This is a genomic window from Salinarchaeum sp. Harcht-Bsk1 (assembly GCF_000403645.1).
In the GTDB taxonomy this organism is placed as follows: Archaea; Halobacteriota; Halobacteria; order Halobacteriales; family Salinarchaeaceae; genus Salinarchaeum.
Window position 1 is genome coordinate 1,288,204 of sequence record NC_021313.1, and the last position, 22,260, is coordinate 1,310,463.

Annotated in this window: 20 protein-coding genes; 6 read left to right on the forward strand and 14 right to left on the reverse strand. The window is 59.0% G+C overall.

The genetic code is table 11. The features are described from left to right. Nucleotides 1-10 precede the first annotated feature (10 nt). A complete protein-coding gene (locus L593_RS06010) occupies nucleotides 11-1,294 on the reverse strand; it encodes a hypothetical protein (protein WP_049893893.1) in 1,284 nt (427 codons plus the stop codon). Nucleotides 1,295-1,302: 8 nt separating this feature from the next. On the opposite strand from L593_RS06010, the gene L593_RS06015 reads away from it, so the two are divergent. The 4 genes from L593_RS06015 (at nucleotide 1,303) to L593_RS06030 (ending at nucleotide 7,056) form a co-directional block, all read left to right on the forward strand. Next, nucleotides 1,303-1,503, forward strand: coding sequence for an AbrB/MazE/SpoVT family DNA-binding domain-containing protein (locus tag L593_RS06015; protein ID WP_201764641.1), 201 nt, complete (start codon nucleotides 1,303-1,305; stop codon nucleotides 1,501-1,503). Nucleotides 1,504-2,142: 639 nt separating this feature from the next. Continuing rightward, nucleotides 2,143-4,836 (forward strand): phage/plasmid primase, P4 family, encoded by a 2,694-nt coding sequence (locus L593_RS06020; protein ID WP_020446051.1) that lies wholly within the window; start codon nucleotides 2,143-2,145, stop codon nucleotides 4,834-4,836. A 398-nt stretch (nucleotides 4,837-5,234) separates the two neighbouring features. Beyond that, complete coding sequence (locus L593_RS15585) at nucleotides 5,235-5,798, forward strand: HTH domain-containing protein (RefSeq protein WP_020446052.1); 564 nt, start codon at nucleotides 5,235-5,237, stop codon at nucleotides 5,796-5,798. Further along, nucleotides 5,791-7,056: a terminase large subunit domain-containing protein gene (locus L593_RS06030; protein ID WP_020446053.1), complete on the forward strand. Its 1,266-nt coding sequence runs from the start codon at nucleotides 5,791-5,793 to the stop codon at nucleotides 7,054-7,056. The genes L593_RS15585 and L593_RS06030 overlap by 8 nt, the downstream gene beginning before the upstream one ends. A gap of 163 nt (nucleotides 7,057-7,219) precedes the next feature. On the opposite strand, the gene queC is transcribed toward L593_RS06030, so the two are convergent. The 4 genes from queC to L593_RS06050 are packed head-to-tail and all read right to left on the reverse strand — an operon-like array spanning nucleotide 7,220 to nucleotide 9,749. Beyond that, nucleotides 7,220-7,906 carry a 7-cyano-7-deazaguanine synthase QueC gene (gene queC / locus L593_RS06035; protein ID WP_020446054.1) on the reverse strand — a complete coding sequence of 229 codons (687 nt, stop codon included), beginning with the start codon at nucleotides 7,904-7,906 and terminating at the stop codon, nucleotides 7,220-7,222. Further along, nucleotides 7,903-8,511, reverse strand: a complete 609-nt coding sequence (gene folE, locus L593_RS06040) for a GTP cyclohydrolase I (protein ID WP_020446055.1) — start codon at nucleotides 8,509-8,511, stop codon at nucleotides 7,903-7,905. Before folE ends, queC begins: the two co-directional genes overlap by 4 nt. Continuing rightward, nucleotides 8,512-9,288, reverse strand: coding sequence for a 7-carboxy-7-deazaguanine synthase QueE (locus L593_RS06045; protein WP_020446056.1), 777 nt, complete (start codon nucleotides 9,286-9,288; stop codon nucleotides 8,512-8,514). Next, complete coding sequence (locus tag L593_RS06050) at nucleotides 9,288-9,749, reverse strand: 6-pyruvoyl tetrahydropterin synthase family protein (protein WP_049893896.1); 462 nt, start codon at nucleotides 9,747-9,749, stop codon at nucleotides 9,288-9,290. The genes L593_RS06045 and L593_RS06050 overlap by 1 nt, the downstream gene beginning before the upstream one ends. 135 nt (nucleotides 9,750-9,884) lie before the next feature. On the opposite strand from L593_RS06050, the gene L593_RS06055 reads away from it, so the two are divergent. Next, nucleotides 9,885-10,058: a ribbon-helix-helix domain-containing protein gene (locus tag L593_RS06055; protein ID WP_020446058.1), complete on the forward strand. Its 174-nt coding sequence runs from the start codon at nucleotides 9,885-9,887 to the stop codon at nucleotides 10,056-10,058. A 6-nt stretch (nucleotides 10,059-10,064) separates the two neighbouring features. Beyond that, complete coding sequence (locus tag L593_RS15295; RefSeq protein ID WP_081638655.1) at nucleotides 10,065-10,589, forward strand: GIY-YIG nuclease family protein; 525 nt, start codon at nucleotides 10,065-10,067, stop codon at nucleotides 10,587-10,589. An 8-nt stretch (nucleotides 10,590-10,597) separates the two neighbouring features. On the opposite strand, the gene L593_RS06065 is transcribed toward L593_RS15295, so the two are convergent. The 9 genes from L593_RS06065 to L593_RS06105 form a co-directional block, all read right to left on the reverse strand. Further along, nucleotides 10,598-12,130 (reverse strand): ATP-binding protein, encoded by a 1,533-nt coding sequence (locus tag L593_RS06065; protein ID WP_020446060.1) that lies wholly within the window; start codon nucleotides 12,128-12,130, stop codon nucleotides 10,598-10,600. Continuing rightward, nucleotides 12,123-13,373 carry a tRNA-guanine transglycosylase gene (locus tag L593_RS06070; RefSeq protein WP_020446061.1) on the reverse strand — a complete coding sequence of 417 codons (1,251 nt, stop codon included), beginning with the start codon at nucleotides 13,371-13,373 and terminating at the stop codon, nucleotides 12,123-12,125. The genes L593_RS06065 and L593_RS06070 overlap by 8 nt, the downstream gene beginning before the upstream one ends. Before the next feature lie 4 nt (nucleotides 13,374-13,377). Then, nucleotides 13,378-13,839, reverse strand: a complete 462-nt coding sequence (locus L593_RS06075; RefSeq protein WP_394296463.1) for a DUF6884 domain-containing protein — start codon at nucleotides 13,837-13,839, stop codon at nucleotides 13,378-13,380. A 76-nt stretch (nucleotides 13,840-13,915) separates the two neighbouring features. Beyond that, the gene (locus tag L593_RS06080; RefSeq protein WP_187292642.1) at nucleotides 13,916-15,826 is read right to left on the reverse strand and encodes a tRNA-guanine transglycosylase; all 1,911 of its coding nucleotides are present in this window, start codon (nucleotides 15,824-15,826) and stop codon (nucleotides 13,916-13,918) included. Between the two features lie 278 nt (nucleotides 15,827-16,104). Further along, nucleotides 16,105-16,695: a hypothetical protein gene (locus L593_RS15590; RefSeq protein ID WP_144060712.1), complete on the reverse strand. Its 591-nt coding sequence runs from the start codon at nucleotides 16,693-16,695 to the stop codon at nucleotides 16,105-16,107. A gap of 119 nt (nucleotides 16,696-16,814) precedes the next feature. Continuing rightward, a complete protein-coding gene (locus L593_RS06090) occupies nucleotides 16,815-17,507 on the reverse strand; it encodes a hypothetical protein (protein WP_020446065.1) in 693 nt (230 codons plus the stop codon). Further along, complete coding sequence (locus L593_RS06095) at nucleotides 17,491-20,484, reverse strand: hypothetical protein (protein WP_020446066.1); 2,994 nt, start codon at nucleotides 20,482-20,484, stop codon at nucleotides 17,491-17,493. Before L593_RS06095 ends, L593_RS06090 begins: the two co-directional genes overlap by 17 nt. Continuing rightward, nucleotides 20,481-21,329, reverse strand: coding sequence for a hypothetical protein (locus L593_RS06100; RefSeq protein WP_020446067.1), 849 nt, complete (start codon nucleotides 21,327-21,329; stop codon nucleotides 20,481-20,483). Before L593_RS06100 ends, L593_RS06095 begins: the two co-directional genes overlap by 4 nt. Then, nucleotides 21,329-22,225, reverse strand: a complete 897-nt coding sequence (locus L593_RS06105) for a hypothetical protein (protein ID WP_020446068.1) — start codon at nucleotides 22,223-22,225, stop codon at nucleotides 21,329-21,331. The genes L593_RS06100 and L593_RS06105 overlap by 1 nt, the downstream gene beginning before the upstream one ends. Nucleotides 22,226-22,260: the final 35 nt, after the last annotated feature.

Consider the following 22,260-nt stretch of genomic DNA (forward strand, 5'->3'; position numbering starts at 1 on the left):
TAGTGCTGATTTAGAGTTCATCGAGGGCTGTCGAGATGACGTCGTCTGGGACGACTGACAGTGGCCTGAGCGCACCTGCTGTAGATCTCGGCAGAAGGTGATTCAGCGCGCTCCCATACTGCGTTAGTTGGAGCGTCCAGTCGCGAACGTCGGCTGGTGAAGAATCAAGTTGGAACACGGCGGGACGGTCGCGTGTCCCCAGCGTGCTGTGATGCTCCCCTGACAGATACTTGCCGTGGACACCGACGGCTGGGAGTACTTCTGCCCGTCTGTTGACTCCAGGGTACCCCTCCGTGACGCTCTCCGCGAGTTCTTCGACCGTCTTCACATCAGCATCAGCGTGAATGATTACCTCTGTCGCTGGCAAGTCGCTGAACGTTGTACCCGGAAGTTCATCGAGGTCGCATTTCAACTGCTCGCGTAAATGCTGTTTCTCTACCAACCGATTCGCTTCGACGATCTCCAGAATCTCCTGCTCCGAGACTGCATCGGAGGGATCCCATTCCTCTGGAGCGCTACTACCCGATGATTCCGCCACTTTTCCGTAGAGCTCGCTACTTCCTCCGAGCGCTGAGATCACGTCGCGGACCACCGGATCGACCGGATCGATGCCGTTATTCTCGAGCACTTGTTCGAGATGCTCCTCGATCGCCTCGTGTCTCTCGCTGATCGACTCGGGGACGAATCCGTCGGCGATCATCTCGTCGAACCTCTCCTGTGCTTCCATCTCTGCATCAATCAGATCCGACAAGTTTTGGAGATCCGAGATCGCCGAGGAACGACTTACATTCACACCAAATACAGCATTAATGAAGCCCACCACCAGGTCCAGTTTTACAGCGTCTGAGTCACCAGTGCCGAACGGTTCTACCGCTGGGACGAGTGGAAATGCGGTTGCGAAGTGGCCTAGTCGTTGCCCAAACCGTTCCGGGACCGTCTCTTCACCGGACAGTCTCGACCGCTCTCGGATAAACGGGATCTCGTCTAGGTCTTCGACACCGTAGATCTTGGAATAGCGACGTACCTCGTGTCCGGCCTCCTCACGCACGTCTTGGCTGAAGAATCCGGCACGAGAGAGAAGTTCTACGTCGCTCAATAGGGAGTCGATTCGCTCGGGGAGCGGCTGGACCTTCCGATCGACGATGTTGGATCGTGCCATGTCCGGGCGGTTTGTATACGTCTTTCCAACATCACGGCGCTTCAGTCGCTCATCGCGAGGTTCGACGGGCTTGCCCTCTGCAACCACCTCGAGAAAGCCCCGCTCGTTCTCGTTCAGACCATAACGATTTGTCATAAATGGATATGAAACAGATTCTGTTTCTAGCAAGGGGTCTGTTCCACACTCGCATAAGCTTGACTGTAATCATGAAGATTACAAAGCGACTCGTCGGCCGAGGAAAGATTACGATCCCGGCTGCGATCCGGGAGGAGTACGGTTTGGAAGACGGCGATTTCGTGGAAGTCGACGTCGCTCCAGTGGACGAGCGGGAGGAGAACGCATGACGAAGGTCGTGCAGCAGCATCGCGAGGACCTCGAAGCGCTCGCTCAGAGCGACCTCCACGTCGACTGGATCGCACGCACACTACTGGAACTCGACGAGGAGGGCGGTCGGGAATGACGACGGGCGAGGGACCGAGCTACCCCGCAGCTTGCGTAGCCACTCGGACCGCTGAGGAGGTCCGCGAGCAGCTCCACGAAGGCCAGGCGATCGCCGTCCGGACGGCCCGCGAACCCTACCGGAGCCGGGTCGTCCTTGGCGGGCGAATCGAGATGTGCGAAACTGGGAGTCCGTGGTTGTGCGTGATTCACCCTGGCTGTGGCTGGCGATGGAGTATCGGCGCTCCGGACACCATCGAACGGATGGAGTTGGACAGCCTCGACCACGGCCCGCCCACGGAGGTACGCCGCGGTCGTCGCTCAGAATACAACACGACTCCAGGACTGGCGCAGAACGAGGAAGGCTTTGTCGACCTTCTAATTCCAGGACCGGTGTTTCGACGTGGGCGTGTCCACTACTACACTCCCGACCCGATGGGGAGGGTGACCGACATCGCAGTCGGTCCCGAGGTTGCCCCCACCGCGTTACTACCGGCAGAAACGCGTGGTGAGCGGTCAAATCACGTACCGCAGGGGGAGTCGCGATGACCGACGAGCGGCCGCCAAAGCCCCACGCCCTATCGGTCGAACCCGACGGAATCCCGACCGCCCTCCGCGAGGACGGCGCGTGGCTCGTCTGGCGCTACGTCTGGCAGGAGGACCGCGAGCAGTGGGCCAAGGTCCCCTACCACGCCGATGGGGAGCACCGCGTCGACGCCACCGACCCCGCGAACGGCGTCGACTTCCCGGTCGCCCTGGCGACCTACAAACGCGGGACGTACGACGGGCTGGGCGTGATCACAGATCCGGACGATCCGCACCTCGTATTCGACCTCGACGACGTCGTCGATCCCGAACGGCGCCACGAGTCACTCCCGGACCTCGTCCGAGAGATCGTCGAGGAGCTGGACACCTACACCGAGTACTCCCCCTCGCAGACGGGCTACCACGTCTGGGTCGAGGGCGAGAAGCCGGGCGAGGCCTGCCGTTCGGACCTCCCCATCGACCCAGTGGTAGAAGGCGAGACACCGCACCTCGAACTGTACGACGGCAGCTCCGGCCGCTACATCACGGTAACGGGGCAGCACGTCTGCGGCACTCCCGAAACTGTCGAGCCGCGCCACGAGGTGACGAGGTCGCTCTACGACGAGTACCTCGGGGCCGCCGACGCACCCGACGGCCCGATCGACCAGCCCACACCGGGCAGGGACAACAGCCTCGACGACGAGGACCTCCTCGAACGGGCGAAAGCGGCCAGTAACGGCGAGAAGTTCGAGCGGCTCTGGAACGGTGGCACAGCCGGCTATCCCAGCCAGAGCGAGGCCGACCTCGCGCTGTGCGGCCTACTCGCGTTCTGGACTGGCGGCGACCGGGAGCAGATGGACCGGCTGTTCCGGCAGTCGGGACTGTACCGAGAGAAGTGGGACGAACAGCGAGGCGACCGGACGTACGGCCAGCAAACGATCGTGAAGACGCTGCAGGGGAACACGGAGTTCTACGAGCCCCGCGACGGGAGTACGGGTTCACCGGTGAGCGGACCGGCCGACCACGTCTCGGAACCGCTCCTCGACGCGATCCGAGAAGCGCCGACCGACTGGATCGATCCGGACGCGCAGGCGTGGAGTGTCCGGGCAACCGAGGACTTCGGCGCCTCAGAAATCGCCAGCGCAGTTCGAAAGGGCGAGCTCCCGGGCGACGCCGATGACGCCATCGCCAGCGCGGTCATGGCCGGCAACTTCCCCGACGAGATCGGGGCGGCGTTCACAGCGTGGAACCGAAAACCCGACGAGTGGGACGTCGAGGTGGCGCGCTACTTCGATCCCGGCGCGCTCGATCCCGGGGCCATCGCGGCGGACGCGGACGTGGACCCCGAGAATCTCGGCGGGCTGCCGGCGCGGGAACTGGCCCACCACGTCTGGACGCGCGTTCGGCGCCGGGACGACGTCCACGTAGTCGCTCGCGTCGGTGAGCGCGGCGACGGCAGCCTCTTCAGTCACGATCCGGACACGGGGACCTGGTCCGAGACGGGCGCTCCAAAGCTCCGTACTATCGCCAACGAAGCGCTCGGATCCGCGTACTCCAGATGTGTCGGCGACGAACTCGAAGAGCGCGTCCGGACGACCCGCGCGATCGACGAACCGAACGGGCAGGTCGACGTTGACGAGTTCGGTGCGCCAGTGGAAAGCCTCCCCGTCGCGAACGGACTCCTGGAGATCGGCGGCCGGGAGCTCGGGCCCCTGGAGCCGACCGACTACGCGCTCGCGACCCTCCCCATCACGTACGATCCCGACGCGGACTGCCCGACGTTCGAGGCGTTCCTCGAAGAGGTGTGCCCGCGGTCGGTGGATCGCCAGAAGCTCCAGGAGTTCGTCGGCTACGCGCTCATGCACTGGGCGCTGCCCTACCACAAGGCGCTGTTCGTCGCGGGGCCCCAGGCCAGCGGCAAGTCGACGTTCCTCGACGTGGTCCGGCGCCTGCTCGGTCCGGAGACGACCTGCTCGCTCGCGCCCCAGGAGATTACGAGCGAGCGCTTCGCCGGGTACGACCTCTGGGGCGCCTGGGCGAACATCCGGTCGGACATCCCCGCGGAGCTCATCCAGAACACGGGTAAGTTCAAGGAGGTGACCGCGGGCGACCCGATCAAGGTCGAGCAGAAGCACAAGGACCCGATCACCATCGAGCCGACGGCCAAGCACTTCTTCGCCGCGAACACCCTGCCCTCCGCGGAGATCGACGACGACGCGTTCTTCCGGCGGATCCTCATGGTTTCCTTCCCCCGCACCGTCCCCCGCTCCGAGCGAGATCCCCACCTGATCGATGCCCTCGCGGACGAACTCCCCGGCATCTTGAACTGGGCGCTCGACGGCCTCGACCGGCTACGCGACCAGGGGCACTTCTCCGGCGACCTTCCACCGGCAGAGACGCACGAGAAGTGGCAGACCTGGGGCGAGTCCATCCAGCGGTTCCTCCACCAGTGCGTCGACACCGACGTGGCCGCGACCGCCACCGTCCCCAAGGGCGACCTCTACGACGCGTACGTACGGTTCTGCGAGGAGGAGGGCATCCCCGCGGAGTCCAAACAGAAGTTCGGACGGGAGATCATGGGCAAGCCAGGGGTCGGCGAGAAGAACGCACGAAAGGATGGACGTCGCGTCCGGGTCTACACCGGCATCGAGTTAGACGAACGCCGCGTGACGGCAGAGCGCGAGGGCGACCAGCGCGGACTGGGAGGGCACTAGCTGATGCGGCCTTCCTCCAGTCGTCACACGCGGCGAGTGATCGGATCATCCGCTCCAACGCAGTCCGGAACGGCCACCTCGACACACGCCGGGTCGTTTCACCGAGGCTGCTGCGGTACGCGAGGTACGGGCATCTACGGACCTTCGCGTGACGCGCGCGAACTCAGTACTGCCGATTGGGAGAACTTCTCCCTAATGGCCCGTACCACGCGTACCACCTCGGCTAGCGTACGCCGGTCGAACCTCGCTTGCGGATCGGAAACCACGCAGCACTCCGTGACCAGCTGTTTGCCGACTCCGACCACCAGCCCGTGGCCGAATGGAGCAGGGAGCATCCGAATCTCCCGCAGTGGCCTGGGTGGGAGCGGCACCCGCCACGGAGCAACTCAACGCAACTCATGACCGACGACACTCCCGACTACAGCGCACTGGAACCGCCGGACGGGAAGGCGCCACAGGAGTACACGCACCACGAACGGCGGGCGGCAATCTTGCGCCACCTGATCGAGGTGGGCTCACCAGCTGGCGTGACGCAGGCTCGCCTCGCGGAGCGATACGGCGTCCACGAGTCGACGATCTCGCGTGACATGGACCGGCTGCGGGAGTCCGTCGGCGAGCACCTCGGGACGGAGGCGAAGTTTACGACGCGAACGCTGTACTACCACGTCGTCGAGGAGCTCCTTGCCGCCGACGACTGGAGGGCGACCAAGGCGGCCTGGGACGTTGCCATGGACTGGAACGAGTGGCTGGCGGAGATCGGCGAGCAGCGCCGGGAACCCGACCGCTCCGAGGTCGACGTGGACATGCGCTCGCGAGCGGTCGATGTCGAGTACACGGTCGTCCGGGAGGGCGACGACGACCTGCCGACGACGGCTGACGGCTCGCCGGACCACGCGGCGCTGGGGTTCACCGCGGCACCGGCGGTGCCCGAGGAGACGGGCCAGGAGGCGTGCGATGAGTGAGACCGGAGAGGACGACACCGCCGTCCAGCGGCGAATCCTCCGGTCGCTGTGGGAGCCTCACCCGGGGCAACGCGCCATCATGGCCCACCCGGCGCGGTTCCGCGTGGTCGCCTGTGGCCGCCGGTGGGGCAAGTCCGAGATGTGCGCCCACCTCGCGCTCGAACACGCCCTGGAGCACCCGGGGAGCACCGTCTGGTGGGTCGCGCCCACGTACGATCAGGCCAACGAGTTCGGCTTCGACAAGGTCAAGCCGCTGCTCTCGACGACAGTGCTCGCGGACGATCCCAAGCGCACCAAGCCCCGGGAGTTCGTACTGACCAACGGCAGCACCGTGTCGTTCCGGAGCGCGGAGCGCGAGGACAGTCTGCGCGGGGGTGGTGTCGACTTCTTGGTGATCGACGAGAGCGGGAGCGTCCCTGATCGAGCCTGGACCGACGAACTCCGCCCGGCGCTCTCCGATACGGAAGGCGACGCCGTGTTCGTCGGCACGCCGAAGGGACGGAATTGGTTCCACCAGTGGTTCCAGCGGGGCCAGTCCGCAGACCACCCCGAGGTGGCGAGCTGGCAGGCGCCGACTATCCAGAACCCCCACGTCCCCGACGAGGAGGTCGAGGCCGCCCGGGAGGACATGCCCGAGCGCGTGTTCGAGCAGGAGTACCGCGCGCAGTTCGTCGACGACACCGGCGGCGTGTTTCGGAACGTCCGCGAGCAGGTCGAGGACTACGACCTGCCGGTCGCCCCCGCCGACTGTGAGGCGCCCTTCGCGATCGGCGTGGACCTTGCGCGCCTCCAGAACTGGACCGTCGCCGTGGTACTGGACGACCGGGGGACGGTGGTAGCGTTCGAGCGGCTCCAGCAGACGACGTGGTCGCGAATCCAGCAGACCATCGAGCAGCTCGCTGGGCGCTACGACCCGGCGACGGTCGCCCTCGACGCATCGCGGGACAACAAGATCGTCCAGGACCTCGCGGACGCCGGCTTGGCGACGGAGCCAGTGCGTTTCACCCCGGCGAAGAAGCGCACACTCGTCGAGAATCTGGCGACGGCTCTCGAGATCGACGAGTTGACGCTCTCGTCAGACGCGACCCCTCTGGTGAACGAACTCGAGGTGTACGAGTACGAGGCGACCGAGAGTGGTCAGATCCGGTACACGGCTCCATCAGGCTTCCACGATGACTGCGTGGACGCGCTGGCGCTCGCGGAGTGGGCTCGATCGAACGCTCGACGTGAGCCGATTCAGGTCCCCAGTACCTGGTAAAAGTCGTTTCCTGATCGACTGGTGGTGACGTATGGGGAAAAAGAAACAGACGGATTTACACATTCATTATTGTACTGCAATTTTATCTTTACACGTCCAACATTGTCCCATGCCAGTGCGCTTCCATCACAGGACCAACATAATATCTGCGGATTCCTCAACTTCATTGACGATCCACCCGGCTCTCGTACTCTATTGGATCTTCAGCCCCTACGTTCTGGAACGCCTCTAGCCTGAACGCGCATGAATCACAGGTGCCACATGCCGGCTCCTCGCTTCGGTAGCAACTCCAAGTCAGCTCATAGGGCACGCCCAGTTCGAGGCCGCGTTCGGCGATATCCGTCTTCGACCACTCGACGAACGGCGCGATGAGGTCGATTTTCGTCTCGGGTTTCGTTCCGACATCTATGACCTGCTGGAACGCCTCGAAGAATTCCGGCCGGCAGTCCGGATAGCCGGCGAAATCCTCGGAGTGAGCGCCGATGAACAGGGCCCTACAGTCGCTGGCCTCGGCGTAGGAGACTGCCATCGAGAGCAGGTTCGCGTTCCGGAAGGGGACGTACGATGTTGGAATCCCCTCGGCGTCGGGATCGGCTTCGGCGACGTCGATTTCGTCGTCAGTCAGACTGGAGTCGCCGATCGCCGAGAGATGTTCGGTGGCAACGTGGAGGAAGTCGGCAGCTTCGACCTCTTCTGCGAGCGCCCGAGCACACTCGAGTTCTTTGTCTTCGGTCTCCTGGCCGTAGGAGGTGTGTAGGAAGTAGGGTTCGTACCCCCGATGGATCGCCTCGTAGACGGCCGTCGCGCTGTCCATTCCGCCAGAAACCAGGATGACTGCGTTCTCGCTCATAGGTTACTGAGTACGTTGTCGAACTGCGTTCGGTCACAGTCGTTGGGATCCCCTGCAGTCGCTCGCGAGGTCGTCTCCGTTCGGGTCTCGACGCCTCGCATCGCTTCGCAGAGATGCGTCGCGGACACCTCGACGATCACGGATTCCGGGTCGAGTTCGTCCTGTAGCCCTTCGGCGATGTCCGCCGTCAGGCCCTCTTGGGTGGCGAGTCGCCGTGACTGCCAGCGGACGTACCGTGGGAGTTTCGAGAGACCGACGATCTCCTCGCCGGGGCGGTAGCCGATGTGGGCCACGCCGAAGAACGGGAGCATGTGGTGTTCACAGAGGCTGTAGATGGGGATCTCCGTCTTGACGACGAGTTCGTCGGTATCGGCCCCGAACGTTCGAAGGTCGGGTTTGGCGGTCTCGCGCGTTCCCTCAGTCAGTGTCTCCATCATCGCAGGGACGCGGCGATCCCACGTTTCCGCCAAGGGGGCCTTTTCGGGTTCCTCGCCGATTGCCTCAAGCAGGAGTCTCGTCCCCCGCCGAGCCTTCTCGAGGTCGATCTCGCTGTCCTCCACCGGATCGGCCGTCGTCTCCTCGTACTGAAGCTGATTGTCGGTCATCTATGTCCCCGGCGCGTCGTTCCAGAGGTCGACGTGCAACCGTGGCGTGTATCGGTAGCCGTGGTCCTGTGCGAGCTCCGCCACCGTTCCCCGCCGCTCGTCGAGTTCCTCGCGTGTCATTCCTTCCGGCATGAGCAGAACGTCGTTGTTCTCGATCTCTGTATCCGCCGTCTCCCGGAGCCGAACGAGCAGGTCCTCGATCTCGGCCATGTCGTCGGGCCCGGTAACCACGAACTTGAGTTGGCTGTCGTAGGCGTCGACGAGGTCGGACAACGTGTCCACGTCGATCCGACGGTTCTCGTGGCGCTCCGCCCACTCGCCCGCTCCCTTCGGATCCAGTTCCTCGGTGGGCGTGGAACTGGCGAGTTTCGGGCTAATGCTCGCGAGATCGATGGGCGCGTCACGGTAGATCGTGCCATTTGTCTCCACGGTCGTATGGAAGCCGCGATCGGCGAGTTCCTCTAGCAGTTCCTCTGTGTCGTCGTGGATCATCGGCTCGCCGCCAGTAACGACGACGTGTTCTGCCGCGTCAAACTCCGCGATCTGCTCGACGAGTTTATCGATCGTCAACCAGGCACCGGTGGGTTCCCAGGAAGTGTGGTAGGAGTCACAGAACCAACAGCGGAGGTTACACCCCGACGTCCGCACGAAGACGGAGGGGACGCCCGCGAGCTTACCCTCGCCCTGGAGGGAGTAGAAGAGCTCGTTGATAGGGAGTGCTGCTGCCTCGGGCGTGTCCTCCGAACCGACGTCACTGACGTCCGTAGCGACCGGCATCAGTATGTGGCACAGAGTTCGCCGGTCTCTCGAACGGTGACCGAGGCATTCGAGACGTTCTCGGGGAGTTCCTCTTCGAGTTCCCGTTCGAGCTCGAGGGACATCACCTCCGCCGTGGGTGGATGATCCAGGAGTAGGAGGCTCTCCCCTTCGCCGGCTTCTTCGAACGCTTTCGCCAACGGATCGGATTTCTCGAGCAAGAACCGGTGGTCCCACTCGTCGATGATGTCGGTGACGATCCCCTTGTCGACGACCCACCCTTCCATGGTGAGCGTTCCAGTCACCTCGATCGTGATCTCGTAGTTGTGCCCGTGCGGACGCGAGCACTTGCCATCGTGGTGGCGAATCCGGTGGCCGGTACTGATTCTGATCGGGGAATCGCCCCCGATTCGGAGAGTACGCTCCCCGGCTTCGGCCAGTTCGATATTACTTGAGGCCGCTTCGGATAATCCTCGGGGCATATCCCAGGATCATCTAGCAGTCCAATAAAGGTACCGCGACCTGTTGAACGGCGGATAGAAGCGCGTTCGTTCACAGCCTGGAGAATGCCCAGCGCTGGCACCCACTCTTTTGGTCTCCTTCCTCCAAGAATATCCATGGCGAAAGTGAGCGTCGAGATCCCCGATGAACTGTTAGAGGACCTCGATGAACACGTTGGTGAGGGAAAGAAATTCGTCAACCGAAGCGAAGCAATTCGAGGATCTATCCGGAAGACGCTGGACATCTTCGACGACATCGATGAGCGGCAGGGGAGGATCGAAGAGAGTTGAACACTCATGAATTTGTCATCTATCCCTACCGAATCCGGCGTATACTGTATGTTTGATCTTGACGGCGCGCCAGCTTATGCCGGACAGACCAGTAACATCAGGAGTCGATTACGACAACACTTCATACGCCAGGACTCGAGCGTTTCCAGTTACGGTCGTCTCGATCCATGGGACATTGCCTCCGTAAGTTGGTGGACAACTGAGCGGTGCGATCCAGCGGAACAAGAATTGCTGACTACGTTCCAACCCTATCTGAACTTCTCTGCGGAGAGCGATACACCACCGTTGTCAACCGATATCAGTCTTGATTCACCTGATGGGACCTTTGCCCTCATGTCTGATCAAGAGCAGGAGTTCCGGAGGCAGCCGTATAACCGAGTCAAACAGAAAATGGAGCACATCAACCGGATGGTAGATAAGATTAAATACGCCGATCACAGCGACGACACCCGTCGGACGCTGTACGAGCACAAACGCATTTTGGAAGAGAATCTTCAGGAATTCCTCGGTGTCGATGAGATGCCCGGGTGATGGGCGGATTACGTAACTTTGCCGTCAAGCTCGAGAACCGGAATCAATTCTGGTTCCTCACTCCCGTACTGTATCTCCCCTTTCTGGAAATCAAAGCGGATTGGCTCGCCGAGATAGGAAGTACGCTCGATTCGGGTTAGCGCGTCTAAGTCGCCGAGTTTCCAGCAGACGAACCGATCAATGTTGGAGAGCGGAGTCTCCTCCTCGAAGAAGTCGCTAAGTTTCACCTGCACGGAAGCATGTTCGTATCCATTAGCTGTATCGAGGATCGCATTGACTTCGTCATTCATCTGGAAATCAGCAATCTGGAGCGACTCCGGAGCACCATTGGCACTGTATCGTTCTAAGAGAGCTATGACCTCGGCTGGATTTGACGGCGACAGCCCGTCCGCGCCCCGGGTACGTTCTAATCGTTCCTCTAGCGAGCTTTCCTGCGACTGGATGCTCCGTTTCTTGTCCTCGAGCTTTCGGCGCTCGATGTAATCGCGATACCAGGTCTCTTGGCACACTTTAGTCATGTATCGGTCCAGCTCGTCCGTAATGGCTTGATAGACATCCCCGGACTTATTGCGGATTTTCTCCCGGTTCGCGGAAAGTTCGAGTTCCTGGCAGTTCGCGATGAAGAAGAAGTGGAAGAACTCGTTGTCGGCTCCAATGGCATCGTTGTACCGTTCGACCTTGATGTGGTCTTTTGCAAGCCAAATGCCGAATTGTGCAGAGTGCTTCCCGTAGGTCGGCAATTTGTTCCGTGCTTCTTTCCCTCCGACCATCCCGACAATCTCGATTGTCAATTCACGGCCGTCATCGAGCGAAACGGTCAGCTCCCTCGGCGGATAGTGCTTGCACATCGCTTCAGCGACGAACTCCCCGTCCGGATCAACGTTTTCAGCAGGGAATTTCAATCGGTTATCGGTCTCGATTGGCTGCCGGGTGTCGTCGATCGTGGGAGAGAGCTCGACATTTATCTCCATCGCGTGAAAATCGTTGCTGAAGTGCCATGCCGTTGAACCGCCGATTGTCTTCCACCTGATATAATGTTCAATCTTATTATATGTGAGCTGCTGTGGGTCGAACCCTTGTCCCGCCTGAAACCCGTGGACCTCGATCCGGGTGCGTGACGGCTCGTCTACGTCCCTTCTATCAACCGAGTACGTGGGGAGTTCGCGGTTGTTGAGTTTTGCCCACGGCTGATCCATCACCGATTCGATCTGCGTCCCGTCCTTGACTGTCTCGACCTGGATCTTGTCGCTCTTGTAGTAGATTTTGGTACCGTGGCCTTTGTACCCAATCGCATCGTCTTTGTTCGAGTTTCCAAGGTCGAAGAACGACGAGAGGTTGTCTTCGTCCATTCCGTGGCCGTCGTCCTCGATGATCAAAGTGTTCCGTCCTTCATCATCCTGCTCGATTTTGATATCGACCTGCGTTGCTTTCGCATCGTAGGAATTCGACAGTGCTTCTCTGATGACTTCCAACGGGTCCTCGAAGTCGCTTGCTATCTCGATAAACTCGTTGACCTCGTTGACTTGTGGTGTCTTATGCATAGGTCGTGTCCGTCTCCTCGAAGTACGGGTTCATTCGTTCGTTGATCAGCTGGTAGACGAACTTGCGGAAGCCTTTCTGATCTTTAGCGGCTTCTTCAAGGTACCCAGCGACCTGATCCTGGTCACCCTCAGCGATCAACTGGCGGAATTGACGCAACTCCCGTTGCTGGATCGCCAGATTGTGTGCGGCGACCGAACCAAGGATGTCCTTCTGATACAGGTCGTCCATCTCGTTCCGCATCCGTGCCCGGTGGAAATCGTCGTTACAGACCCGGCAATCACAGGCGTCGAAATCGGCCTCGTCGATTGGGACGTAATCGAACAGGCTGACGGAGTACTTGCCGTTGATCGCCTGATGCAAGTAGGAGGCGGAGTCAAAGGAGTCGGCCCCGACCGCGACGAGCAACGGCATAGCTTTCCCTGAAATCCCGAACACGTGTAGAGGGAGGTCATCGTACCCCCGTTGCTGCATCACATGCTTGCAGTCGGAGACTGCCTCGACCAGAACCTCGACGTTGTCCTTCCGTGGGACCAGGCTGCCAAGCGCGATTCCGTCGAACGCCTCAGGAATCGGTTCCGAGAGTTCGGCCTCGACCAAGTCGAAAGACCGTTCGAGCATCGCATCGTAGTAGCCGTGCACTGTCAGATAGCAGGCTCCCTCGACTTCCTCGCGCCGTTCTGCGAACCTGGCGGCATTTGCTGCGGTCTGCTCCATCTTTTCCAACCGTTCCTCGAACTCATCGTCGGGGTGAATCGGGTGGTCCAGATTGACGACGATATCCGGACCCAGGTCCAGCTGCATATCCAACGCTTTGTCCTGGTCGATTTCTTTCTCGAAGTCTTCACCTTCGAGTCCGCCGCCCTGCTCTAGGATCTTGTAACCACCGGAGTCCGCGAATATCATGCCGTCGTAGTCGCTGAAGCACTCCCACTCGCGAATTTCGTTGCCAAGATACCATTCCAGCTTCTTCTCTCGGATCCCATAGTCGGTCAACGAGGCGATGGAGGTCATCACGCCGCGGAACAGGTCACTGTACTCTTTACCACCAGTGACCTCGTTGTCATGAGCCAGGAATTCCTTGACTGTGCGGTGTACCCCGCCACCGAAGAGAGCGCCCTCGTTGCCGCCGCCGTAGAAGTTGATGACCGGGAATAGGTGCGGGGTTTCCAATGTCCGGTCGTTGATCTGGAGCTGGCCACGTCGAGCCTCGCCTGCCTCAGCAACAATCTCGAATGACGCCATACTGTCAGTCACCGTGTACCGGATCTGGTCGACCGCTAGACACCAAGTGCTTCAACCGCTTGCCCTTCATCCCAATACCACAGCCCTCGATATAGTGGACCGGAATATCAACAGCAGCCTCGATCCCGTCAACAGCCGGCAGATAATCCGCTCCCAGATTGACCCACACTTTGTCATACTCATTCCCAGCGACTTTCTCCGCAATTTCCCCGACCACCTCGTCGTTCAATTCGTTAGCACGGTCTGTGTCCATCTGACGATCATAATATCCGATCTTATCATCGGTTTCAACGACTCCATGCTCAGCAGATATAATAATCATGTCAAGTCCAGGTTGAAACTGGTCCGCGCGCAGCGCCTTCTTGATGATTCTAAAGAAGTATCCATCGTACAAATCGAGGGCAGGCACCGGTGTATCCACCGATTCCTTTGTCGCGGAACATGATTGGACTAATAGTGACGTCATCTAACTGCTGATCACGTGAGGGGACCTTAGTCTTTATGGAGAACCACCGGAGGTCAGGCGGACAGCCTGTCACTCTTTACAACGAGGTGGTAAATCGTTCCACAAGCTCGTCGATATTCTCGCCACGGAAATGCTCGGTCAGCTGAAGGGCTCGCGGGTTGGACGGGAATATCTCACCTCGGCCATATCGGGTGAATGCCTGGTCGATAGCTCGGCGATACGCTTTGCTCGTCGTGTAGGCCAAGATGTGGTCAAACTGTTCACCGAATCGGTCCAGGTACTGGGCGAGCCGGTTCGCAACGAGTTCGACTTGATCATCGTCCGCAGTGGTGAGGACATACTCGTAGCTCATTACAGGGTCCGCCTCCTCGAACTCCTCTGGCACAGGACCGTACAACCCTGAGAGGGATATCTTGTGGAACTGGTCCCGATACTCTTCAATCGGGGAGAGCACTGCCTGATGTGTCCGCGAGTCGGAGTAGGGCTTCTCCTGGCTGCACGGCAGAATTAGGAGGACATCAGCCTCAGATGGTGGCTGGTAGCCATCCTGCTGGAGAATGTTGAAATCGTTAGGACCGTGCTCCAATGAGATGGTCCGTTTCTCCCGTGTCGTGTCTTCAACCCCCTCGAGGAAGCCGGAGAGTTTAGTTTGGAACGTTCCAGCGTCCGGTCCCGCAACGAGTTCCTCGTAGCCGATGTCGGCCAACTGTTCGCGGAGCTCCGGGTTGTGGAGCTGTGCCCGCTTCAGCCCTTTCTCGACGATGTTCTTCCCCTGGGCGAACTCCGCCACGAGTTCGAGCAGTTCGTCGTTATCGATGGCGTCCCGCACAGCCTGCATCTGGCGACTGTACAATTCGAAGTTGTGCTGGGCTATCTGTGCGTAGTATTCGCTCTTGAAACGCTTCCCGTGCTCCCCCTCGATACGTTTGTAGCTGACATCGGACTCTAGAAGGGCGTGCCGCATATCGGCGAAGTAGATGTTCTGGCATGCCTGACAATCGCAGTACTCCTCGTCCCAGTCGCTCAACTTGGTCCGCTGCCACGTCTCCGGGTGGATGAAGCTCTTGTTCCGGGCTGCTTTCAAGTAGTTCGAGGAGTCGAACGTGTCGACGCCGAGGAGGGAGAGTAGCGGACAGAGCCGGCCGCTGATGCCGAACACGTGGAGTGCGATGTCATCGTACCGTTCCTCCGGTATCGCATCCCTCGCACCTTGGACGATGTCGACGAGGACGTCCGGTGAGTTGCTGAGCGGGACAAGTGATCCGAGCGCAAAGCCCTCAAACGCTTCATCCAGTTCCTCAGCCCGGTCCAGAAATCGGCTCACGTACCAATTGACGTCCTCGTAGCTGTGGCCGTGAATCGCCACGTAGACGGATGGGGACTTGTCGACACCCCATTCCTCGAGCTTCTCATCGTCATTGAGCAGCTGTAGACATTCGACTGCGTTATCGATACTCCGCTTCATTCGCTCGGTGGCTTCCGCCTTGTTCAGGTTCTGAGGAATCGGGAAGTCCAAGGTGGCGACGATGTCAGCACCATAATCCAGCTGCAGCTTCAGAATGCTCTCCGGATTCGTGTAGATGCCCCAGTCGTTCTCGCTCCCACCTTCTTCCGGCGGCTGGCCGAATGTCGTCGAGTTCATCAGCTTGAATCCGCCGGAATCGACAAACAATGGCTGCGTGAACCCGGGTTCGGCATCGCTCTCCTCGAAGTGCTGCTTCAGCGGTTTCTCCCGCCACTCCACCAGGTTGTCCGGGGTGAGATTGTAGTCGAGAAACGTCATCGTCTGGAACATGAATCCCTGGACAGTGTCGCTCTGGAAGAGATAGCGCCGCGTATACCGCCAGATGCCACCTGATTCTGGGGTGGTTCCTCCGATAAGATTCGCAACTGGGAGAAGGGCAGGTGTCTGAATCTGGCCGGCAGGCGTGTCTATCTCGCCCCGCCGACCGTATCTGGCCTTTGCGAGCGTCCTGAATGGAGGCATCAAAGAACCTGTGTAGTAACTCTATGCGACACCTCAATTAACCTCTCGCTCCAGAAAGCGTAAAAATTCTATCAATACTGAGATGCCGATGGAGCCGATATGTCAGTAAACGCTGCCACTCAAAGCGAACTGGAAAGGCGCACCAGCAACCGTGACGATGACCGACAACACTGGAGACAACACTGTTGGGTCTGTATCGGGCGTTACAAATAGCGCCACAGCGACTTTCCAGGGGTTCCGGAAGCAGATACAGAAGAAACTGGATGCACGGGAAGGTTTTATGGTGAAATGAAAGCAGTGCCGAGGGCTTGGATGCTGAACCCAAGTAGGATGAGGAATACGCCGCTTCGGCGAAACCGGGAGTCAAGTTTTTGGATGCGCTCTCGAATAAAGTACTGGACGGCTTCTAGCTCAAAATAGACATCGTTGTCGACGCCCTCTCCAGTCAGATGTAGCGCTTTTCGCAGATCATTCTCGTGAAACTCATATTTCTCCGGGCTGATGGTGTCGAAACTATCCCAAGCGATCTCCGTGGACACATTGTCTGACTCCTCATATTGCTCTCGAATAAGATGTAAGAGGTCGTCGAAGGTGGGTGACCGAGCTGGAGCGAGCAGGTGTTCTTCATCTAAATCGGGATCCGCAACGACCCACCCAGGAAATGGCTTGAGTATCTCGTCTTGGCTTTGCTTCAGCCGGCCACTCTCAAACCGTCGGTTCAACGCCGGCCAGTCAGGCACCACAAGAACAATCGCACCGACCACATCGATCAATAATCCTGTAACGACGACTGCTACACTGCTCAAGGAGTAGTAGCATGCATAGAGGAGTGCTGTAGGGACGAGAACGAGTAGTGCGAGCGCTGCCACAAGCCGTGTTTGGGGAAATGTAACTGACATCAAGTATGTTCAACTGACATGCACTAAATGTATGAACGTTGGTGACCGGGAGGGTTACTCGCCGTTTGTAACATTTTGACGGAGAGAGGTCATCCAAGCCGAATTTCAAGGTAGTTAGCGAGGTTTGACCCGGTTAGTGCCTCACGTTCCTCCTCGGAGAGGTCGTTGAAGCAAGGCGGTTCATCCGACAGCAGTTGGTCCATCACGTCTTCAAGGGTGGTGCCGCTGTAGCTGCCGAGCAAATCTTTCTGGACCTGTTGCAGGGCGTTAGACATGGTGGCTGCAACGTCGCGGGCTTCCTGTTGTTTCGCCTCGAATGACTCCTCGGCTTCGTCAGTATAGACCTGGGCTTTCCAGTTCCAGTCGTCGAGCAGCGACTCGAGTGCATTGAGTTTACCCATGTCAGCGGCCTCGACGTGCTCGTTCAATTTCCGCATCGCTCTGACACGGTCTCTTTCCTCAGTACGTTCTTCGTGGATCTTGTTCTCAATCTGGTGGGCTTCCTGGCTGACCTGGTCCTCGACATTGTCGATAATATCGTCCAAGGCATCGAAATCACGTTCGTCGGCGTACCCACCCGCCTCTTGGACTTTCTCCTTGGCTTCATCAACGACCTTGACCTCCAGATCGAGGAAGTCTCGCGCGATGATCGCTTGTAGCATAGTTTCCTCCATCTCGGTAGCTACCTTCTCTAATCGATCCTCCAAGTCCCGCCGGAGGTACTGTTGGTGGACCGTCTCGAGTTCCTGCTCGAATAGAGACTGATCACTGGTCTCCGACATAGTACTGACTCACCTCCTGAAAATACGGGGCAAAGGAAGACGACGATTCCTCTGTCTCGAAATCGATTTCGTTGAACGACTCGATAACCTCGTGCTCGATAAGTTTGTACTCGACCAGCATTTTGTGGATCGCGTCCTGTGTCGACGTGCCTAAGGTGTCGAGACATAGCCGGCTGGCAGCGACCACCTCGTCCACCTCGGCCTGGCTATACGAATCAAACTGTAGTAGCGACTCGTACAACGAGCGGTCCACCTCGTAGTTATCCAAGACGTCGACATTGTCGTGGATCCGCTCCATATCGATACCTCCCAGTTCATTTTGAGCCGTCCGGGCCGTCGTGTAATCCTGTATCTGGTCTTCCTGCTGATCCAGTGACTTCTGCATCCGATACGCCTTGGTCACCATCTCGACCAGTTTCGTGTCGGAATCAAACCGGACACGCGAGCTCAATCCCTCCGGGTCAGCACGGAGTCGGCTCAACACGTCCTGTGGCTCATTATTGGAGAACCACCGACGGAGACGGGGGAGATCCAATGTGGTGTCATTAATGGCATGACGCTCTGCGACAAGTGCATCGAACGCCTCCGCATACTCCATGAACTCCTGAATGTGATCCAGTGCTTCAGGAGCCAGTTCCTCGGTCAGTGCTGTCTCTAATGTCGTGTCCAAGGCGTAGTCTTCACCGCTGGCGAACCGCTCGTTCAAGGTTGGTGCCGTCACCTCTTGCCACGGATCGTCCAGCACGACGATCCAGGCATATGCTGCTAGGACGTAGTCGTCGAATCCGTACGGTGGATCGTACTTGTAGTAGACCGAGGTGTCCTCGATATACTGCTCCCTGACTTTGGCCCGCCACTGCCGGGCATACTCCGTCAACTGGCCACCGACCAACGTGAGGACCCGTTGCTCGTCAGCGCTGGCATCCGCCTCGTCTATTCGGATCCCGTATTTCAGTAGTTCGCGGATATCAGACCGCTGAAAATCCTGTGGACCAAGCACGATTTGGCCCGGAGCAGGCGATGATTCAGCAGAGGGGTATACGAACGGGTCATCCGACCGGCTGAGGTTGTACCTGAGATCGCAGTCCGTCCACAGCGAGTAATCCTGCGTCAACGTATTGATGAGGTCGGCAAATGCAGTTCGCAGGTAAGTGTCCGTCTCGACGTATGATTCGTCCTGCGGGTTGGCGTACCAGTTGTCCACGTAGCCGCTCTGCTCGTTGATGAGGCGCTCGATACGACTCAACCCTCCGCCATCACCGCCTCCTTCAGTTTCCTCATCGTCTCCACCTGTCTCCTCCTCGTCTTCGCCGGTTTCACCCGGCTCCGTCTCTTCATCATTTGGTGGAATATACTCGACACCGGGAATCTTGACGTGATCATCCAGCAATTCGATGTTTGCCGGAAGCTCGTCCGCTGCCGGGTTCTCGGGGAGCAGCCCGAATGCTTCGAGGAAGGCCCGGTCAACGGCGATGTATTCGTCGTATCGGTCGGTATCGCCGTACCATTTGGCGACGTGGGCGAAGACTTCGGCTTCCTGGTAGACGTCGTCGTGGGCTGCGACCCGGTTTGTCACATGGTTCAGCGGGCTTGCCGTGGCGGGACACGTGGCTGTCCCGTTGAAGTATTCGAGCACGGTCTCGAAGACGACGATGATCAGTTCACGAGGGGACTGCTCGCTCTCATCAAGGCCGGTGTAGATCCGTTCGATAAACTGCTGGTTGAAGGGGAACAGGTCGCGGAAGCTGTCGTCGCACAGTCCACACCTTGCGCACAGGGAGTCCGGCTCCGGGTCCAGCAAGGTGAAGTCGCCGGCGTCACGGTCGTAGCGGACGCTGCCATCGTGGTGCTTGATGTAGCCGAGGTACGGACGGATGAAGTCAACAGCCGTCTCGTCGTCAAGAAAGAGGACCTGGTTGGAGTTCTGTTTGTTCGTCCGGTAGAACCGGAACCGGTCCTCAGCAGTCCGTTTGTGGAGGATGGCCGTTGAATCACGGGTGCCAGCGACGATGAAATCCCAGTTATCACCGGGGTTGTCGCGTTCCATGAAGTTGCGGAGCTGCCGCGCCTGCATCCCTGTGATCGAGAAGTCCTCGAAGACAGCGACCGGCCGTTTGTCACCGTATTCCTCTTTGAATTTCTCACCGACTTCTTCCAGCAGATCCGTCAACGGTGGGGTATCGTACTGGTCGAGTAGTGCCTGCCAGAACCCGCTGCTCAGTTTCTCCGCTGGATGCCCCTCGAAGGCGTCGGCGCCCTCGTCGAAGACCTGCAGGTAGCTATTCTGTTCGTATTCTTGCTCGGTCACCAAGTTCGGTTCATCGCCGTACTGCCGAGGCTCGACTAATCGGTCGCGGATCCGTTCCGCCACGAATTCGACGATAGCGTCCTCTTGGTCCGGTGTCGTCGAGGTAGCATAGCCGTCCCATCCAATCTCCAGCAACGCAGTGTAGACGGCCTGGCTTGCGACCATCCGCGGCCGCTGTTTGATATCATCTTCAAGCCGCTTGAACCGGGACGAGGTCTCCAACGTCTCGTCGAAGTGGTCCTGGTAGAAGTCCGGGATGTCCTCGGTCAGCATCGACATTAAGTCCGTGTCTTTGTTGACGCGGAGGATCGGACGGTCAGCGTCGTTCTCTAATCGGTGGTTGAGCGCAACGCAGAGTTCCGATTTCCCGGTTCCGACCTCGCCCTCGATGACGACGGCGAAGTTCTTGTTGCGGCTTCCGGAGAAATCCTGGTAGACATCGTCCTCCGTGACGACTCGTTCCTCATCGGTTTCCAGCGATGGGCCTTCGACACCGCCTTCGATCTGGAAGAGTTCGATCGGGCGATGGGTAAACCAGAACAGGTCCGGATTCTCGGCGCGGACGGCAGCAACCCGGCTGAACAGGCTACGCAGGTCGGACTCGTCCTTTTCGTGGAAGTGTGGGCAAAACAGATCGTCGGGAGAGGAGGATGCAGTTTCGCTACTCATGACGTGATAACGATGGAGTTCGCCGATTGTTCGCGGCGGTCGTGCGTCGGCATCCGGTCAAAGGCGACAGCACCTTGATCACCGATCTCTGCCAGGCGGATCCGTTCCTCGTTCATCAGTTGGTAGAGAGAACGGCTGAGGATGGCAGGCACACCGCCAGTGTCTTCTGGAAGGTAGAGCAGGTTGTTCGACAGCCAATCCAGATACGTCGGTACCTCGATGACGGGGTTGCCGTCGACCGTTCGGCCAGCGGCGTTATGTGCCCGTTTGATCGAGTGGTAGATGAGCGACGGGTCGGGGTAGACGGTGAACTCGTGCGTTTCATACTGGTGGAGCAGGCCAAGGTAAGTGGCGAGGCGGCCCCAGTTTTCCATCTTGTTCGGGTTCAGGTCGAGCCGGTCACCACGGTACGTCGGGTAGTACTCCAAGGTGTCGCGTTCCCAGCGGTCCATCTGCTTCCTGACCGCTTCGTCTTTGTCGTTAATCCGCTGGTAGTCTTCCTTGATGAGGTACGCGTAGTTCAAGTGGAGGACGGCTTGCTTCCCCCAATCAGGCGGTGTAAGAGATGACGCAAGATTTTCTAACGCGGTCAACTGGAAGTCCAGTATCTCATCGCCCGTCGACCACGTGTAGTCACGGACGGTGTACTCTTCGTCTTTGGAATCAAGCAGCCCTAACCGCAGTAACCCCTTTGCTCCTTCATCAACGGCATCAGCACTCAGCCCGGTATCGTCGACAATTTCATCCTCAGTCGTATTGCCGCGGTTGACTGATTCGTAGACCGGTTTGAGTGACCTGGGATTCTGGATGGTGTTGAGAAGATATCCCTGGTCAGGATCTGTCATTATGGACTCCGTTGTAGCCACGCTTTGTAAGTTTGCCCTAGAGGAGTCGAATCGAGGTTACGTGCTTCGCGCCGCGCATCGCTCATCGACGCATCTTGGGCGACAGCGGCTGGATCGAATGCACGCGTGTTGTCCGCAACCGTAGAATTCAGAGAACGTACCACTCTCATCGCTGTCGAGGAGTCCCATTCGATACGGCGGCGCAGCCACGAGGCCAGGTTCTGCAACGCGTCATCTTTCTTGGGGCTGGTGCCAGGCCCGTCGTGGCTTTGGAAAGCAGCTGCAATCGCGTCGTACAGTGGGAGATACGGTGCATCGTTCAACAGCGAGAAGAGTTCGGTCGTCTGTGTCACGGTTTCACCGGCTACACGTTCATACAGGATGGCGTTGTCTTGGAGGAAGACGTTCTGTGTGTCGGTAAGCGGGAAATCGAAGCCCTGGTCGTTGTACCACTGGTTCAAGGCATCATACACATCGTCATAGGGGCGTTGTGCGATGGCGAAGGGTTCGTGGTAGAGCGGGCGCAGACCTTGCTGGGTTTGGAACTGTTTCTCATCCGCAACGACGACCATCGTCCCCATCTCCTGCCATCGGTTGATCAGGCCGCCGATCGAATGCTGCGTTTCATCCTCGTAGTACTGCGTCGTCAAGGCCGCCAACATTTGCTCCTCGTACTCGATGTTCTGGAGCAAACTGTACTCATAGGAGAACAAGCCCCGTCCATCGCCGCTCTGAAGCTGCCGCCACCTCCAGGGATATGTGAATTCTTCTATACCAAGCCGATTGAGCGCTGGCAGACAGCGGAGAAGCCCAAACTGTGACCGTTGCTCAGTCGTGTCGTGGATGAGAAACACGCCCTGCTTAGAGAGGAACGATTGGAGCGTCTCCCACTTCATCGATACTGCCTCATCATCTGTAACTGGGGAACAAC

Coding starts and splice junctions, on each gene's coding strand:
- L593_RS15585 (WP_020446052.1), top strand. CDS start 5,235: ATGACCGACGACACTCCCGACTACAGCGCACTGGAACCGCCGGACGGG.
- L593_RS06015 (WP_201764641.1), top strand. CDS start 1,303: ATGAAACAGATTCTGTTTCTAGCAAGGGGTCTGTTCCACACTCGCATA.
- L593_RS06045 (WP_020446056.1), bottom strand. CDS start 9,288: ATGCCGGTCGCTACGGACGTCAGTGACGTCGGTTCGGAGGACACGCCC.
- folE (WP_020446055.1), bottom strand. CDS start 8,511: ATGACCGACAATCAGCTTCAGTACGAGGAGACGACGGCCGATCCGGTG.
- L593_RS06075 (WP_394296463.1), bottom strand. CDS start 13,839: ATGACGTCACTATTAGTCCAATCATGTTCCGCGACAAAGGAATCGGTG.
- L593_RS06055 (WP_020446058.1), top strand. CDS start 9,885: ATGGCGAAAGTGAGCGTCGAGATCCCCGATGAACTGTTAGAGGACCTC.
- L593_RS15295 (WP_081638655.1), top strand. CDS start 10,065: ATGAATTTGTCATCTATCCCTACCGAATCCGGCGTATACTGTATGTTT.
- L593_RS06080 (WP_187292642.1), bottom strand. CDS start 15,826: ATGCCTCCATTCAGGACGCTCGCAAAGGCCAGATACGGTCGGCGGGGC.
- L593_RS06070 (WP_020446061.1), bottom strand. CDS start 13,373: ATGGCGTCATTCGAGATTGTTGCTGAGGCAGGCGAGGCTCGACGTGGC.
- queC (WP_020446054.1), bottom strand. CDS start 7,906: ATGAGCGAGAACGCAGTCATCCTGGTTTCTGGCGGAATGGACAGCGCG.
- L593_RS06100 (WP_020446067.1), bottom strand. CDS start 21,329: ATGACAGATCCTGACCAGGGATATCTTCTCAACACCATCCAGAATCCC.
- L593_RS06010 (WP_049893893.1), bottom strand. CDS start 1,294: ATGACAAATCGTTATGGTCTGAACGAGAACGAGCGGGGCTTTCTCGAG.
- L593_RS06065 (WP_020446060.1), bottom strand. CDS start 12,130: ATGCATAAGACACCACAAGTCAACGAGGTCAACGAGTTTATCGAGATA.
- L593_RS06050 (WP_049893896.1), bottom strand. CDS start 9,749: ATGCCCCGAGGATTATCCGAAGCGGCCTCAAGTAATATCGAACTGGCC.
- L593_RS06105 (WP_020446068.1), bottom strand. CDS start 22,225: ATGAAGTGGGAGACGCTCCAATCGTTCCTCTCTAAGCAGGGCGTGTTT.
- L593_RS06095 (WP_020446066.1), bottom strand. CDS start 20,484: ATGAGTAGCGAAACTGCATCCTCCTCTCCCGACGATCTGTTTTGCCCA.
- L593_RS06090 (WP_020446065.1), bottom strand. CDS start 17,507: ATGTCGGAGACCAGTGATCAGTCTCTATTCGAGCAGGAACTCGAGACG.
- L593_RS06020 (WP_020446051.1), top strand. CDS start 2,143: ATGACCGACGAGCGGCCGCCAAAGCCCCACGCCCTATCGGTCGAACCC.
- L593_RS06030 (WP_020446053.1), top strand. CDS start 5,791: ATGAGTGAGACCGGAGAGGACGACACCGCCGTCCAGCGGCGAATCCTC.